The sequence below is a fragment of the Caballeronia zhejiangensis genome, from assembly GCF_000698575.1.
GTDB classification, from domain to species: domain Bacteria; phylum Pseudomonadota; class Gammaproteobacteria; order Burkholderiales; family Burkholderiaceae; genus Caballeronia; species Caballeronia zhejiangensis.
Genome location: NZ_JFHD01000036.1, coordinates 1 through 15,075, shown reverse-complemented (window position 1 = coordinate 15,075; position 15,075 = coordinate 1). Strand labels below are relative to the sequence as shown.

Annotated in this window: 15 protein-coding genes and 3 pseudogenes; 15 read left to right on the top strand and 3 right to left on the bottom strand. The window is 59.3% G+C overall.

Annotated features, from left to right (window positions below):
- Positions 1–82 precede the first annotated feature (82 nt).
- On the bottom strand, positions 83–1,492 hold the full coding sequence (gene pdxR / locus BG60_RS29355; protein WP_008345132.1) for a MocR-like pyridoxine biosynthesis transcription factor PdxR: 1,410 nt from the start codon (positions 1,490–1,492) through the stop codon (positions 83–85).
- Positions 1,493–1,670: 178 nt separating this feature from the next.
- Between pdxR and BG60_RS29350 the strand changes: the two genes are divergently transcribed.
- Together BG60_RS29350 and BG60_RS29345 are read left to right on the top strand one after the other, a co-directional pair.
- Positions 1,671–2,330, top strand: coding sequence for an HD domain-containing protein (locus BG60_RS29350; protein WP_008345130.1), 660 nt, complete (start codon positions 1,671–1,673; stop codon positions 2,328–2,330).
- 53 nt (positions 2,331–2,383) lie between these two features.
- Positions 2,384–3,106: an SDR family oxidoreductase gene (locus BG60_RS29345; protein WP_008345128.1), complete on the top strand. Its 723-nt coding sequence runs from the start codon at positions 2,384–2,386 to the stop codon at positions 3,104–3,106.
- A 239-nt stretch (positions 3,107–3,345) separates the two neighbouring features.
- Here BG60_RS29345 and BG60_RS37925 read toward each other — a convergent pair.
- Positions 3,346–3,648 (bottom strand): annotated as a pseudogene (locus tag BG60_RS37925) (response regulator); the annotation flags it as partial.
- A 139-nt stretch (positions 3,649–3,787) separates the two neighbouring features.
- Between BG60_RS37925 and BG60_RS29335 the strand changes: the two are divergent.
- From BG60_RS29335 to BG60_RS29280, 12 genes and pseudogenes are all read left to right on the top strand, one after another.
- Positions 3,788–4,321, top strand: a complete 534-nt coding sequence (locus BG60_RS29335; RefSeq protein WP_008345125.1) for a cytochrome b — start codon at positions 3,788–3,790, stop codon at positions 4,319–4,321.
- Between the two features lie 235 nt (positions 4,322–4,556).
- The gene (locus BG60_RS29330; RefSeq protein ID WP_008345124.1) at positions 4,557–5,681 is read left to right on the top strand and encodes a VIT1/CCC1 transporter family protein; all 1,125 of its coding nucleotides are present in this window, start codon (positions 4,557–4,559) and stop codon (positions 5,679–5,681) included.
- A 470-nt stretch (positions 5,682–6,151) separates the two neighbouring features.
- Positions 6,152–6,415, top strand: coding sequence for a hypothetical protein (locus BG60_RS29325; RefSeq protein WP_051996696.1), 264 nt, complete (start codon positions 6,152–6,154; stop codon positions 6,413–6,415).
- Positions 6,416–6,548: 133 nt separating this feature from the next.
- A complete protein-coding gene (locus tag BG60_RS29320; RefSeq protein WP_008345121.1) occupies positions 6,549–6,767 on the top strand; it encodes a hypothetical protein in 219 nt (72 codons plus the stop codon).
- Positions 6,768–6,953: 186 nt separating this feature from the next.
- Entirely contained in the window at positions 6,954–7,613 is a 660-nt protein-coding gene (locus BG60_RS37250; RefSeq protein WP_008345119.1) for an H-NS family nucleoid-associated regulatory protein, read from the top strand.
- Entirely contained in the window at positions 7,562–7,972 is a 411-nt protein-coding gene (locus BG60_RS38825) for a hypothetical protein (protein WP_160172914.1), read from the top strand. Before BG60_RS37250 ends, BG60_RS38825 begins: the two co-directional genes overlap by 52 nt.
- 488 nt (positions 7,973–8,460) lie before the next feature.
- A complete protein-coding gene (locus BG60_RS29305) occupies positions 8,461–8,769 on the top strand; it encodes a hypothetical protein (protein WP_008345117.1) in 309 nt (102 codons plus the stop codon).
- A gap of 510 nt (positions 8,770–9,279) precedes the next feature.
- On the top strand, positions 9,280–9,645 hold the full coding sequence (locus tag BG60_RS29300; protein ID WP_008345115.1) for a hypothetical protein: 366 nt from the start codon (positions 9,280–9,282) through the stop codon (positions 9,643–9,645).
- Positions 9,646–10,010: 365 nt separating this feature from the next.
- Entirely contained in the window at positions 10,011–10,736 is a 726-nt protein-coding gene (locus BG60_RS39255) for a hypothetical protein (protein WP_008345113.1), read from the top strand.
- Between the two features lie 206 nt (positions 10,737–10,942).
- Positions 10,943–11,203 (top strand): hypothetical protein, encoded by a 261-nt coding sequence (locus BG60_RS29290; protein ID WP_152563240.1) that lies wholly within the window; start codon positions 10,943–10,945, stop codon positions 11,201–11,203.
- A gap of 148 nt (positions 11,204–11,351) precedes the next feature.
- Positions 11,352–11,588 (top strand): annotated as a pseudogene (locus tag BG60_RS37245) (DUF4148 domain-containing protein); the annotation flags it as partial.
- A 1,241-nt stretch (positions 11,589–12,829) separates the two neighbouring features.
- Complete coding sequence (locus BG60_RS29280; RefSeq protein ID WP_152563239.1) at positions 12,830–13,336, top strand: hypothetical protein; 507 nt, start codon at positions 12,830–12,832, stop codon at positions 13,334–13,336.
- A 127-nt stretch (positions 13,337–13,463) separates the two neighbouring features.
- Here BG60_RS29280 and BG60_RS39710 read toward each other — a convergent pair.
- Positions 13,464–13,852 (bottom strand): annotated as a pseudogene (locus tag BG60_RS39710) (GAF domain-containing protein); the annotation flags it as partial.
- Positions 13,853–14,106: 254 nt separating this feature from the next.
- On the opposite strand from BG60_RS39710, the gene hpnI reads away from it, so the two are divergent.
- On the top strand, positions 14,107–15,075 hold a 969-nt coding region (gene hpnI / locus BG60_RS29270; RefSeq protein ID WP_034473680.1), incomplete at its 3' end, for a bacteriohopanetetrol glucosamine biosynthesis glycosyltransferase HpnI.

The following is a 15,075-nucleotide window of genomic DNA, read 5'->3' as shown; positions in this document are numbered from 1 at the left end:
CGACGTTGGGGCACGCAAAAGCACCAGGAACGAACAATTTCGATGCACCAAGAAGCGAGCTCGGGCCGGATTCGCGGGTCCCTCAGTGATGCCCGCGGACGATTTCCAAGAGGCGAGAACAGTTGGCCGCCACCGTTCTTTCATCCGAATTCGTGACGCCGAGCAGCAGGCCTTGTTGCGCGGGCTTGCGGGTATACCAAGGCGAGAGAGGAACCGGCGCCAGCCCGAATAGGCGCGCCCGGGAAGCGATATCCGTATCCGATACGGATTGAGGCAGCGCGGCTACCACAGTCATGCCTGCCGCGGCATGGACGCTGATTGATTCCGAAGCCAGTTCATTCAGACAACGAACTAGCGCGGTCTGTCGGGCAGCGTAGAGGCGCTTCATACGCCGCAGATGGCGGAGATAGTGCCCGTCATGCATGAACTCCGTTACGGCATGCTGCACGGATGCAGTCGGGGCAGGCGCGAGGCTCGCCGCGATTTCGCCGAGCCGGCGCGCCATGGAGAGCGGAACAACAAGAAATCCAAGACGCAGTGCCGGGCTGATCGTCTTGCTGAAGGTGCCGATGTGAAGTACCCGACCGTCCGGATCGAGCGAGGCGAGTGCCGGTGCGGCCCGTCCTTTCAGCTGCAACTCACCGAGATAATCGTCTTCGATGATCCAGCCGTCCCGCTGTTTTGCCCAGTCGAGCAATGCGATACGTCGTGGGAGTGACATTGTCATTCCGAGTGGCGCTTGCTGGCCCGGTGTCACCACTGCAAGGGAAGCTTCAGGAGCGATGCGGCTCCCTGCGTCGATATCGAGCCCGTCCGCTTCCACGGGCACCCCTGCCACGGTCATCCCCGCCAGCCCCAGCGCAGTACGGGTTAGAGGAAAGCCAGGATCTTCTATCCAAGCCTGTCGGCCTTCCATTTGCAACCCGCGAATCGCTAGGTTGAGCGCGCCGGCAAATCCTGCCGTGACGAATACTTGCGAGGGACTGCATCGAAGCCCGCGTGAGACGGCAAGATACGAGGCGATCTCCTGTCGCAACTCCGGCTCGCCCCTCGGATCAGGATAGCCGACGGGAGCCGCTGCAGCCCGGCGCGCCGCACGAGACTGAATACGCGACCACAGCTTGAACGGAAAGGCGTCCTGGGAGGGCACGCCCATCTGAAACGCCAAAGGCGCCGTGCTGAAGTCGTAAAAGAGATCCGGAAGCGGTGGTGCGTCCGGCGACCATTTGGTTGTCGCCGGCAAGGGACGCGTGGCTACCCGAGTGCCCGCAGCGCCCAAGCCGATCGCGAACTGCTCGTCGATCAGACGCTCATAGGCGGCCCGCACGGTGCCCCGGGACACGCCGAGCTGGGCAGCCAGGTCGGACCACGAGGGCAGCCGCGCGCCGGCGGCAAGCTGACCCGACTCGATTGCACTTCGAATCGAGCCGTAAATTTGCGCGGACAGCGGGATGCGTCCGGCGCGATCGAGGCTTACAGAGAGCGTTGCCATGGGCGCGATAGTACATTGGAATTCTCCAAACTTAGGCCTTTTCCATGACCTATGGCAGGCGTAATTTGTTCGGTGTAGCGCCCTCTAGACCCTTCTGGTGCGGAATGGCCGGCGTAGGGCGGTCCGGAAGTCAAGCGTGCAGCAGGAACCGCAGGTTCTTCACAGCCCGAGGACATCGATGAAGCAACATAAAGCAGCGCCAGCGAATCAAATGCCCGACATCGTCATTCCTGACAGTCAGCTAGTGCGGGAGGTGACTCAGCTTATCCGCGACACCGAAAGCGAACTGCTGTTTAACCACTCGACCCGGGTCTACCTCTGGGGCGCGCTGTTGGGCAAAAGGAAGCGCATCACCTTCGACCAGGAGCTCCTCTACGTGGCCGCCATGTTCCACGACATCGGTTTGACGCCGGCCTATCGCGAAAGCGAACTGCGTTTTGAGGTCGACGGCGCCAACGCTGCGCGCGATTTTCTACGCAGCCATCATGTCGACGAGGCGGACGTAGCCAAAGTGTGGACCGCTGTAGCGCTCCATACGACGCCGGGCATCCCTGAGCACATGCACGGCGAGATCGCGCTGGTGCAAGCCGGCGCCGGGATGGACGTGGCAGGACGGGGCTTTGATGACTTCACCGAGGAGGAACGCACCGCGGTGATCGCAGGCTTTCCGCGCGGCGCCGATTTTGCCGCCAAGATGATCGACGCCTTCTACGACGGCATGCAGCATCGCCCGAGCACTACGTTCGGCACGTTCAACGACGACTTTCTGGCGTACAAGGACCCCGGCTTCGAGCGGGTGAACTTGTGCAGCATCATCTTGAATTCCCGTTGGAGCTAACGTCCTTTCGGACCAACGAGCCAACTCTCTCAGGCCTTTCAGGATTTTTTCCGATGTTCAAACGTACATTCTTGGTGACGGGCGCCAGCAAGGGTATCGGGCGTGCGTTGTCGAACCGGCTCGCCGCCGACGGACACCACGTCGTCGGTCTTGCACGCGGCGCAGACGACCCAAGTTTCCCTGGGACACTCGTTTCCGTCGATCTGACGGACCGAAATGCGACCGCGCGTGCGCTCGAAGGGCTGGCCGAGCACTATGCCTTCGATGGCGTCGTGAATAACGCAGGGTTCGTCCGGCCGGCAGGTGTTGAAGCGATCGATCTCGACGACCTCGAAGCGTCCTTCCGTCATAACCTCACTTCCGCAGTGCAGACCGTACACGCCCTGCTGCCCGGCATGCGGAATCGAGGGTGGGGGCGAATCGTCAATTTATCCAGCCTTGTCGTGCTTGGCGTGGCCAACCGCACGGCTTACGCTGCGGCTAAAGCCGCGATGATGAGCTTTACGCGGACGTGGGCGCTTGAGCTTGCGCAGACGGGGATCACTGTCAATTCCGTCGCGCCCGGACCCACCGAAACCGGACTATTTCGGCAGAACACGCCGGTTGGCAGCGAAGCGGAGCAGCGCTTTCTGTCGCTCGTGCCGATGAAGCGATTCGGCAAGCCTGAGGAATTGGCCGCGGCTGTAGCATTTCTTCTGTCCGAGGATGCGGGCTTTATCACCGGACAAACGCTATTCGTTGACGGTGGCGCGTCGGTGGGAAAGGCTGCGTTCTGATCGCCCGCCTATTATCGTGCTCGAAGTATGCAAAGGCGCAACACGGCGCTTCGCTAATACGGCTCTAAGGCAACGCTGATTAAGTCCACCGCTTGTGCGGGTTAAGCGTTATAGAGCGCACAAGCAACGAGTAAGCCAAAAGACAATGAAACAGCAGACGCTCGCGATGGCCGCGGATCAAGGTGCGGGTTTCGAGACTATACTCGTTGCTTGTGCGCTCTATAACGCTTGACCCGCAGCTTTCCAACATAGTCGTCGGCACCGGCATCCAATCCCGCTATTCGGTCTTCCGTGGTGTCTTTCGCCGTCAGCACGAGAATGGGAACGGGGTTTCCTTGTGCGCGCCAATGTTCAAGCAGACTTCTTCCCGAAAGACCCGGAAGCCCCAGGTCCAGCACAACCATGTCGTAGCGCGTGGTCGACCGCGCGAGCTTGGCGGGTTGTCCGTCCTTCGCTCAATCCACTGCGAAGGACGCGTTGCGCAGACCTGCTTCAAGGCCGCTGCCAATGAGGTCATCATCTTCAACCAGAAACATGCGCATGTGGTGTCCACCGAATGTTCGACCAGAATCCTGTTGGTAGTCTAGGCGGTTATTCGCGCGATGGGGCCGCTATCCTAAGTTTGTGTTCAGGTTCGACGCGTTAATATCGCAACCTACGCCTTTCTGAGGAGCGACCAGCGTGGTTGAGAATCATTTGCAGAGTTACGTGTACAGTCCCGTCGCTCGTACACTTCATTGGCTTATTGCGGGCCTCACCCTTGCCCAGTTCATCATCGGTTGGACGATGCCGGATGTGCATCACGATACTTTGCCAACAGGCGAGATTGCGTGGCACTTGAGGGTGGGAGCAGTGATTGTCGCAGTAATGGTGGTTCGAATCATCTGGCGGATTACGCACGCGCCCAAACCGGCTGAACTCTCGCCGCAGTTAAGGTTCGCATCGAACGTAACTCATTGGCTTCTCTACGCCTTGCTGGTGGCTGTACCGCTTGCTGGATGGGCTAATGCGTCGGCGAGAGGCTGGATGGTGAATCTCCTAGGCGTACTTCCCTATCCTGCCCTAGCACCGAAGGGGTCGTCGGCAGGAATGGCGCTGGGCGACGTCCACAGCGTGCTCGCATGGGTGTTGCTCGCGGTGATTGCTTTGCATATCGCGGCTGCCTTGTTCCATCGCTTTGTATTTCGTGACTCGGTGCTCCGACGTATGCTTTGAATTATGTGCCAGAAATTCTCCGTCTCAATACGTTGGGCAGCAGCGTGGTCATTAGGCAATAGGGTTTTTAATTCGGGCGACCAGTCAAATGGCCGGACGTTTTCACGCATGCCGGATAAACGCTCCAATACGCGGATTCAGAATTATTTATATTCGCATCGGCGCTATGGGCAACTCATTTTTTACGGTTCGCCCGGCAGCGTCATGTCATCGAATTGCTGCAGAGGATGATTGAATGGCTTCAACACAAGAGCTTCGAAAATATCGAGCTAACCTCGCCGACGAACTTCACAGTGCAGCAATTTACGAGACGCTCGCACAGGTTGAGCGAGATGAATCCCGCAAGCAGGTGTTCAGTGAACTCGCGGCATCCGAGCGCCTACACGCCGGGGTCTGGGCGGATAAACTAAAAGCGAACGGCAGAAGGGCGCCATCTGGGGTAAGCGCCAAGACGTATCTGATGAAGGGTCTCGTCCATCTGCTCGGGCCGCGCTTCGTCCTTCCGTCTCTCGCGGCCGCCGAGTTTGCAGACCGGAACAAGTATGCGGGCAATCCGGATACTGCGCGCATGTCGGAGGACGAGCACCAGCATGCAAATGTTGTTCAGGCTATGGCGAACGCTGGAAAGCCCGCCGCTGCTCAGGGCGCAGACATTGCTCAGGCAGAGTCGTGGCACCGCGGTGTCGCGTCAGGTAACGACCTGCGTGCCGCCGTGCTCGGTGCTAATGACGGCTTAGTCTCGAACTTCTGTCTAGCTATGGGCGTGGCAGGCGCTGGGACCGGCAACAAAGCTATTCTGCTGACGGCGCTCGCCGGACTCATTGCCGGCGCTTGCTCGATGGCGCTCGGTGAATGGCTATCGGTGACCAACGCGCGCGAGTTAGCGCAGGCCCAAGTCTCGAAGGAAGCGAACGAGCTTGAGCACAGCCCCGAATCCGAAGAGCATGAACTCACGCTTATCTACAAGGCAAAGGGATTGAGCGCTGACGAAGCGAAGCGAGTCGCATCACAACTCATGCAGGACAAGGACAAGGCCTTAGACGCTCTCGTTCGTGAAGAGTTGGGCCTAGACCCAGCCGAGCTTGGCGGCAATCCGTGGTCCGCAGCTGGCGTGTCCTTTTGCTTATTCGCGATTGGCGCAATCTTCCCTGCCATGCCGTTCCTATGGTCGTCGGGGATGCCTGCCATCGTGCAGTGCGTTGGATTCAGCGTGGTGGCACTCGCGGCTATTGGCGTTTTTACGTCGCTATTCAATGGTCGCAGTGCAGGCTTTTCGGCGGTGCGACAGATTCTCGTTGGTCTAGCCGCTGCTGCTTTCACGTTCGGCGTTGGTCGATTGCTCGGGGTAGCGACTTCTTAGGAGCTTCGAAAGCCCGGGCTGGAGCGCGCACAGTATGTCCCGCGCCGTCGAAGCGCGGCCGACAACAAGAGCTTACTCGGCCACGGCGTCGACGGTATCAGTCGATGCAGCGTTTCGCTCGTCTTCGAAGGCGACTCGTTGGTCGCAAAAACAACTGGGCGACCTTTCAACATTTAGGGGCGTACTGGGCTCACGAGCCGCTAGCACATCTCTTTGAACTCTACCTCGTCATTCTCAATCGACGCTCGACGCACGCTTACGGACCCTTAGTTAGGGATACTGCTGCCGGATCGCTGAGTAAACGATTCTCACTCTTGTGCTATTTCAGGCCGTTGACAAGGTATGTGAAGGTTTGACATCGCAGGAGAATGTATCTCGTGGTATGGACCATGCTATCGACAACGCCATTAAAGCTGCTAACGCGTTCGTTGCATCGGCTGAAGTCTAGAGTAAGGACAGAGGTGTCTGCGATGACAAAAAGAGCGCGCGAAGCAAGCCGAGACAAGCTGGCCCATGTTCTTCACATTGACGGCGAAATCAAACACCTTGAGACCGTGCTACGCCTCCAGCGTAACAACGACCTCTTTGCTCACGACTATTGGAAGCAACGAATCGACGAAGCCCAGTCGACGCCTGGTCTGCTGCCCGCTCAGAAGAAAAGGCTAGACAAGCTGCGCAACCTGTTAGAGATGTTCATGCAGCGTCAAGACCTGAGCGACCGTGCCCAACCATAGTTGCAATCCTTTGCTTACACGAGAGTTGGCTGGGCTGCGTGCCGCAATGCCACTGCGCCCACGGACGAGTTCGCTTGCGTTCCTAGTTTAAGCGATGGCTCGATGACGTCGCTGCTCACCGCTACGAAGCGGCGTGCTCACAATCGCGCTCTATCACCGCTTGCTGCCAATACCAGCGGAGCAGGGCACGAGAAAGGCTCGCTACGATGAGGCGTTCAGCATCGTGCGCGAGATACAGAGTCTGAGAAGAGAACTCGGCGAGCAGATTGAGTTTGCGAAGGAACTCGATATCATTCGAGACGCGTATGGCGCCAAAAAAAATTTCATGAAGTTGCTCGCTATTTTCGCATGATGCAATGCGATAAATCGATGGTATTGAGGCAACTGCTTCATTGGTTTCCACTGGTCGATACCGTTGCAATGAACGCCCGCGAATCGACTTTATCCATCATTAGAGCATCGCTCTAGGTGCTAACGCGCGCAATTCGTACTGCGCATATGGCATAGTGCACTGTTTGCAACCGTGAACGGGAAAGTCATGGCCACCCTTCAGAGCCTTCAGGCGAAGATTGCCAAATTGCAGTCGCAAGCTGAGGCTATCGTCAAGAAACAATCGGCGAAAGTCGTTGCCGACATTCATGCTCTGATGGCAGAGCATGGGATAACGATGGATGACCTTGGCTCTGCGTTTGGTGGCAAGAAGCGTGGCAGCAAGATGGCGATGAAGTCAGCTTCAGACAAGACAGCGTCGAATGCGAAGTATCGTGACCCGAAGTCTGGAGCGACTTGGAGCGGGCATGGCCGCGCCCCCAACTGGATTGCTAGCGCCAAGAATCGCGACAAGTTTCTTGTTGATGGCAGCGCCGCGGACGTCTCTACTGTCGGCAAAGCATCGCCCAAAGCTGTCGGCAATTACATCCGTGGTCCACAGCCGGCGTTGTACCGTAACCTAAAGTCCGGGGCGACATGGAGCGGTCGTGGCAAGGCGCGGGGATGGCTCGCTGGTGCCAAGGACAGAAGGAAGTTCTTGATTGACGGCAATGCGCCAACAGCGCTTACTTCCGACAAAGGTTCAGTTAAACCTGCAGGCAATTACGTTCGCGGACCTCAACCCGCGAAATATCGTGACCCAAAAAGCGGCGCAGAGTGGAGCGGTCGTGGCAAGGCGCCGAGCTGGCTTGTTGGTGCGAAAATATAGTCACGTTCCTGATTGACGGCGCAGCGTTCACGGCGGCTGAAGGCAAGGAAAGCACGCCGAAGGCCGTGACGGCAAAGAAAGCGGCCGCGAAGAAAACGACCACAAAAGCATCGGCAAAGAAGGGCTCTGCCAAGAAGGCGTCGGCGACGTCCGCGAAGAAATCTGCAGGCAAGAGCGCTACTGCAAAGAGGTCGACGTCCGCATCGAAGAAGGGACCGCAGGCTGGGAGCAAGAAAACTCCGGCGAAGAAGGTTGTCGCCAAGAAGGCTGGTCGTGCATCGACAGAGAAAGTTGCAGACTCGACGCCTCCGGTGCCTTCGACGAGCATGAGCGAGGTCGACGCGGTTGCTTCTACTTGAAGGCGCCTGCATACTGCACCATGGAGGCCGACTGACGAAAATCGGCTGAAGTCCGTGAGCTCACCGTGCCGAGTAGTCTTTGACCGCATGGCGCGGTTGCCGCAAGCGGCGTAACGGCGCGATGCCTACAACGTCATTCGTGCGATGCGCGACCAAGGGCGCACTTGGGTGAAGGTGTCCGCCGCATACCTGAATACAGAGGTTGGACCGCCGCGCTATGCAGACGCGACCAGAATGGCTCGAGTACATTGCGGCGGCTCACGAGCGGGTCGTATGGGGAGTGATTGGCCGCAAACCAGACCATGCGCAACTTCTCGATTTGCTGGCTGCATCGGCTCCCGATACCGCGACTCAACATCGCATTCTCGTCGATGCCCGCGACTCTTTAGGGCTTCTGAGCCGTAAGCGCTACGACGCCGGCGGCCCGCGCGCCGAGGGTGAAGCACTGATTAAGTTGCCGGTCCGATGGCAATGCGGCAGGAGGCGCGATGACGCGCGCCGCGTCTTGCAATCAATGTCAAACCAATTCGACCGTCGCTGTTTCAGGCATCGGCACGGTCGCCGCAGTGGTAGCGGCGGCTTTGCGTGATTTCGTTTTGCGAGCAGACGTCTTTGCAGCCGTGGTGATATTTTCGGAGCCCTTCGTAGCGGCCTTCTTGGCGCCCGCAGCCTTCTTCGATGCCACCGCTTTCCTTGTGCCAATCTTCCTGCTCGCAGCGCGGACCTTCGATACGGCCTGCGAAGTGCTCGACTTGCGAGTCGGCGACGCGTTCGATGTGGCGGTAGGGGCTTCTTGAATCAGGAACTTTATTCTGTCCTTTACCGAGGCGAGTCACTTGGGAGCAGGGCCGTGAGCGTCGATAGCAGCCGTTTTGTTTCTTGGCAGTGGTGGTCCGCTGGGCAATTCTGCGCTGCAGAAAAAGCGGCTTGCCCTCCTCGTGTAGCCATAATTTTCACTTACTGAATATTCGAACAGCGAGGCTTGAAGGGAAAAGACTCGATAAATCAACAATTTACGTGCGACATGGGAAGGGTGCACTGTGAGATTGTTTGGCTGCAACGTGGTCGAAGCGTCAGTTTGAAAACACGGCATCGGACCCACGCATTCGGGAGCCGAGCGACATGAGTAGATCATATCTGACGACATTGGTGGGGTAACGACACAAATATCGCGAGCCAGCGCCCACCTCGATCAACGCGGCGGCGACCGCGCACTAATATGCATGAATCAAGGCGGCGACGTATCCTCATTTTCGGCTAATGCGGCAAGCATAAGCTCCCAGGCGTTCCGTGCTAGAGGGTTCGCCATGGCCGATTTCCTATTCCTACTCTTTTTCCTCGCTGCGCTGGCCGGGTGTGTCGTCACTCGCATGCTGCGCGAGCGCCACTTCCTGGCAAGGGATAGGCGCCGCAGTGTCTTCATGCGACGCGGGCTCGAGTATGCCTACGTCCAAGGCGTGATCGACGGACAATCGCAGTCCGTGGACGTCGATGCTTTTAATTCGCGTATGTCGGCGTGGCTGGAGACGACCACGTTTCCTGACAAATGGGACAGAGAAGCAGTACTAGTCACGCCTAAGCCCGTGGCGCGTAACACACTAAGCGCCGAAGCGAAGGCGATGTACGCGCGGTACGGACATCATAATCGTCATGATACCGGGCCGCCTCACTGATCAAAGCCGGTTCGCCGGACTGAACGATCGCGAACACCTTGATGTTTGCCGACGAGGACCTCACGGCTTCCGAGCTTCACGGTCGGCGCGCGGCGCGATTGGCGAGATGCAAGAAACACCCATCACGCGATACATGAACGGGACCGACGATCTTTTGCGTATCAAGTGACGGATCATCGACGCCCGTGGGCAGATCACCATGCCGTCATCGAGCCCAACGCGCATTTTGTGCGTACAGGAGCCTGCGCTGATTCTAGCGCTCGCAAATCGCGGGCGTGATCACGACATGCGCATTCAGCGCGTCGATGCGGTGCGCGCCAAAGACATCCGTGTTCCATCCCGGTAGCACGCCGGGCCCGTCTTATTTGGACACGTTCGATGGTCAAAATGGGACCGTCACCGGTGAGGTCCTGCGGTGGACTAACGCTGGCGTCGGCGGCCTGATCGAGCTCGGTCGCGCCGGGGCGTTCAATCTGGCCATCGCAGGTAGCGCCGGTCATGGCGGTGACAACCAGCTGTCCACCAGTAACGCTCCCGGTGGTTTTTATCCCGGCGGCTTCGTGCCGCTCGGCACGGGCGCGACGGGGACGGGCACCGGTAATGGTGCAACGACACGGTTTAGCTCGGGCGGGTCGGGCGTGCAGGTCTCGGCCGGCTGGCAATGGCATACGCCAGCGTTCTCGATCGATATGCAAGGACAAAAAGCGACGCCGCTCTATAGCGATCTGGCGTCCGCGGAGGGCACGCCCGTACCGCGTGCAACGTACCGCGCTACCGCGGCGGCTCCTTTTCGTGCGCCTGGCACATCGAGCACCACCAGCGACAGTTTCGTCGGCGTCAGCGATCCGAATTACGGGCATTTGAAAATCGGCTCGCTCGATTTGTCCGCTGCGCAGCGTGCCGCCGCCCTGACGCTGCATAACGACGGCTTGGCCCCGATGAACGCGCAGGTGCGCGTGAAGTTCAGCGGGCAGCAAGGAAGGCGGGCCCGTTTGGTGATCACCTTTTGCATAGGTCGAGAAGATAGGCGCGTAGGGCTTTGCATTCCAATTCGTCGGTCCCAATTCGTCTTCATCCTCGATGCGCTTTAAAAAAAGCCTCAGCCGGGAATTTTCCGAGCACCCGCGAGGTATACCGAGCAAGCGCGCTTCAGCGCGCAATCTTCCCACGCATCCTGCACTTTCCAACGAGACCCGCAGGCGCGCGTTACCGCGTCGCTGACCGAGGCGTCTTCAATAGTCTGTCGCAAGCGCGTCGCACGCTTGCGCCCCGTGATTTACTCCAAGAGGTGATGGAAATGAAAGTAACCTTTCTTCTAGCAATCACGGCCGCGAGCATGCTCGCGGTCGGTCCCGCCGGTGCTCAGGACATGGCGCCGACGGACGGCACGACGATGCAGCAAAGAGCCCAAGGCGGCCAGGCCGCGCCGGGCGACACATCCTATGGCGGTATGGATTCCGCCAGCATGACTGGCAATACGTCGCGAAACATGTCGCCCGCAGGCCCGAACGGGCATTGCACGCCGGGCCTCAGTTGCGACATCTACCGCGGGCAATAAATCGGTATGCGTCGTGTGATCAACAGGCATAACACGCGCCATGCGTCGCGCATCAAATGGGAAAATGATGAAGACGCTCTTTGCAGTTGCAACGCTGCTTTCGACGGCACTGATCGCGGCGGCAGCCTAAGGCCAGACAAGTGCACCGCTCACGCGAGCACAGGTTCGGTCCGAACTGGCGGAACTGGCGGGCGCCGGATACAGGCCTACATCTGACGATCCGAATTACCCAAGCGACATTCAGAGCGCCGAAGCTCGATTGTCCGCACAACCCGGCAGAAGCGAGGCCAATAGCGGCCACGGTGGTTCATTCTCTGGTGCGCAACAGGCCGGCGGTCCGGCAGCCGTGGGCGCGACACAGAAGGATATCTTCTTCGGGCAGTGATCGATTTCGCCGTACTCGCCGCATTCCACGGAGTCCGATTGCGCGAATCAGGACGGCCGTGGTGCCGCGTGTAGGTTGCTGGCGCGAATGCTGCGCCTCTCGCCAGCGACCACAGCGGCGACGGACTCCCGCGAACGCACTTAAGTGACAACGACGGACGATGCTTCTAGTTGCATGATTGGTCGACAACGATGCTTCGTGTAAGGGCGGACTCACACGTTCGAGCATATCGACTGTCCTTTCGGCTTACGGGCTTTCATCTCGCTTCCACACGGCTGTCGACGCACCATATCCAAAGCTCGACCGCGTGGGCGTGCGCGTCGAAGTGAGCGGCACGCAGTCTGGCCCGCTGATGGGCATCGCCGCGACCAGCAAGTCGGTGCGCTTCGCGATCCATTTTGTTTCATCAGGTGCGCGACGGCCGCATCGCGAAGACGTGGCATCTCGAAGACTGGCTGAGCGTGTTTCGCCAACTCGGCGAGATGCCGCGCAGTGCCGGGCGCTGAGCCTTCGGGCGCAGCAGTGTGTTCGCGGCAGAGGTCGACGAGCCGCGGGTCGTGCCGTTCGCGCGTGCACCAGGTCATGCTGAGCCGGGGGCATCGCTTTCGAAGGAATCGAAGCACAGCCATTCTCGCACGCGCGCCGAGCCGATCTGCACGGCGGCCGCAAATGCGCCTGGCGTACGGTGCGGTGCATGAGAACGGTGCATGGCGAGGAAGCGCGAAGGGGGAACGGAGGACGCTTGCCTCAGTTGCGCCAGGAAGCGCCATTCGCATGAGACATCGTCGAGTGAGCCAGGCGTCGGTTCCACCCGGCGATCCGTCATTCGATCCACAGTGCGAAAGGCCTTACTTGTTGACCAGGCCACTTGAGAGCCAACAGTCCTCACGGTGTCTTGAGCAGCTTCTTGGCCAACTTGGGGGGACGGGATTCGGGAAATGCGTATTAGGTGCAGCGTCAAAAGCACTCGCGAAAAAATTCCGTTGCAATGGGCTACGACGCAAACAACCTAGAATAGCCCCGGATTGGACTCTGTCAGAAAGCCATCGATATGGCTCAAGCGTGAGTGCGATTCTCGTCGCGCTTACGTCCACAACCGACGGTTGCGGACGGTATCATCATGCCCTTTTGCGGGACGACTTCAGGGCCAGGCTACCGACATCGAGTGTGGGCGTCGTCTTCAAGTCGCCACCGCCGACATGCCGCGGCCGGACAATCTTACTTTTATCGTGACTTCCTAAATGACGTTGAAAACATTGATTCGACCGTCGATGAAGAGACATGCCGTCGCGCTCGTTGGGCTCTTTGCTTGGTTAGGCGTTGCGGTATCGGCCCCGCTTAGCCTATCGCCAGATGCCCGGGCGACGAAATTTGTGGTGGCTGTCGCCACAAGTGATTTGCGCAGCGCACGCGAAGGCGGCAGGCACGCGTTCTCATACGCACCAGACGAAACTGAGGCAACGCTGTCCTCCGCAATATCGCAGTGGTTGACGCAGGGCGACAGGCGAGGTCTCCGGCTCGCGTTGGCTGATCAGGAGACGATCTTCGCGTTTCATTGGGCGGCTACGCAGATGCCGGCGCGATCTCTGTGCTTTATCGATATTGACAGCGATGAATGTCAGCAAGAGTTGGGATACTGGCTGGCGCGCGTGAGGAATGGTGACTCGAGGTTTATCGCGGCGTATCGACGGGCGCAGATGCGGCTGGGATTGCCGCCGATCATTACGCAGAAAGGCCAAGCGATGTGAAGTCGTCACTCGGTCCGGGGCGGTGCATCTGTGCCAACTCAAAGCTTACTTTTAGTGGACCGGTCATTGGACGAATCGTGCGGCGTTAGATGTGTAGGCCAATGAGGATCGAAAGCTTCTTTGTGAAGCGCCGGTTCGAAAGCAGCGTGAGTTCGTCGATGGTCGCGAGTTGCAGTTCGGCCATTTCCTGTTCGGCCATGCGGCCGAGGTCGCGCAAGAGCCGGCGGTCTTCCTCTCCGAATGCGCGGCTGCTGATCGATGAGACACAGCGTGCCGAGCTTCGCGCCATTGGGCAGGCTTAGCGGGTAGCCCGCATAATACCGGATGAACGGCGGCCCGACCACGAGCGGGTTGTCGTCGAAGCGCGCGTCGGCGCGGGCATCGGGCACGATCAACACGTCGCTGCCGCCGATGGCATGTGCGCAGAACGAAACATCGCGCGACGTTTGCCACGTCTTGAGGCCAGTGGATCACTTGAACCACTGTGCGATTCTCGTCGACCAGACTTACCAGTGCACGTGCCGCGCTCAGGCAAGCGGACCGCTGACTGAGTATTGCTTGTTATCGGTCACACGCAGCCGCTCTTACTTAAGCATCGCATAAGGTTAAACCACGCACTATATCCGGGCGATCCGCCGATTTCGCTCAGACGAGAGGCATCCCAGTGAAGCCGCTCAGGCGGTGCCGAGATCAACCACGCCTACCGGTCATTCAATGGTCACAGCCGCCATGCGACGATCCGTACTTCACTCAGTGTGGCCGAGACACGCATGACAGTGCATCTTATTCCCGTATGGATGTGGCTGATCATTGGGCTGTGTTGCGCGGCGACGTGTCATGCCGCGTTCGCTACGCTTCTGCACGGCGGCAGGCGCACCGCAGTGCCGTTGCGAAGCGACGATTGCACGAGCGCCAACCCCGTCGCGCCGGTCAGCATCCTGAAGCCGCTATGCGGCGCAGAACCGCGTCTCTACGCGAACCTCCAGACGTTCTGCGCGCAAACGCATCCCTCATATCAACTTCTTTTTGGCGTCGCGCACGCGTCGGATGCCGCGGCGAGTGTCGTGCGGCGGCTCGCGCGGGCGTATCCCGAGCGCGATATCGAACTCGTCATCGACGCAACGGCGCATGGCAGCAACCGCAAGGTCGCGAATCTCATCAATCTGTCGCGACACGCGAAGCATGATGTGATCGTGATCGCGGACAGCGATATCGCCGTGGAACCGGACTACCTGATGCGCGTGACCGCGCCGCTGGCCGATCCGGGCGTGGGCGTCGTCACCTGCCTTTACCGGGCGCGCTGCGTCGGCGGCATCTGGGCCAGACTCGGTGGCCTGTTCATCGACGAATGGTTCGCGCCGTCCGTGTATGTCGCGAACGCGCTCGGTTACGGGCGCTTCGGCTTCGGCGCGACGCTCGCGCTGACACGCGAGACGCTTCAGAAGATAGGCGGCCTCGAAGCTTTGCGCGACTGCCTCGCCGACGATTTCTGGCTCGCCGAGCGCGCTCGCGTCATCGACTTGCGCACGGTGCTGTCCGATGTCGTCGTCACGACCGATGTCATCGAAGACGATTTCTCTTCGTTGTGGCGGCGCGAGACGCGCTGGCTGCGCACCATCCGTTCGATTAATCCCTTGGGTTTCGCTTTCCTGTGCATTACGTTTGCATCGCCGTGGCTTCTGACGAGCGCGATTCTCGGGATTTCTTTCGACACGAGCGGCACGGACCTCGCACAATCC

Coding starts and splice junctions, on each gene's coding strand:
- pdxR (WP_008345132.1), bottom strand. CDS start 1,492: ATGGCAACGCTCTCTGTAAGCCTCGATCGCGCCGGACGCATCCCGCTG.
- BG60_RS29350 (WP_008345130.1), top strand. CDS start 1,671: ATGAAGCAACATAAAGCAGCGCCAGCGAATCAAATGCCCGACATCGTC.
- BG60_RS29345 (WP_008345128.1), top strand. CDS start 2,384: ATGTTCAAACGTACATTCTTGGTGACGGGCGCCAGCAAGGGTATCGGG.
- BG60_RS29330 (WP_008345124.1), top strand. CDS start 4,557: ATGGCTTCAACACAAGAGCTTCGAAAATATCGAGCTAACCTCGCCGAC.
- BG60_RS29325 (WP_051996696.1), top strand. CDS start 6,152: ATGACAAAAAGAGCGCGCGAAGCAAGCCGAGACAAGCTGGCCCATGTT.
- BG60_RS37250 (WP_008345119.1), top strand. CDS start 6,954: ATGGCCACCCTTCAGAGCCTTCAGGCGAAGATTGCCAAATTGCAGTCG.
- BG60_RS29305 (WP_008345117.1), top strand. CDS start 8,461: ATGACGCGCGCCGCGTCTTGCAATCAATGTCAAACCAATTCGACCGTC.
- BG60_RS29300 (WP_008345115.1), top strand. CDS start 9,280: ATGGCCGATTTCCTATTCCTACTCTTTTTCCTCGCTGCGCTGGCCGGG.
- BG60_RS29290 (WP_152563240.1), top strand. CDS start 10,943: ATGAAAGTAACCTTTCTTCTAGCAATCACGGCCGCGAGCATGCTCGCG.
- BG60_RS29280 (WP_152563239.1), top strand. CDS start 12,830: ATGACGTTGAAAACATTGATTCGACCGTCGATGAAGAGACATGCCGTC.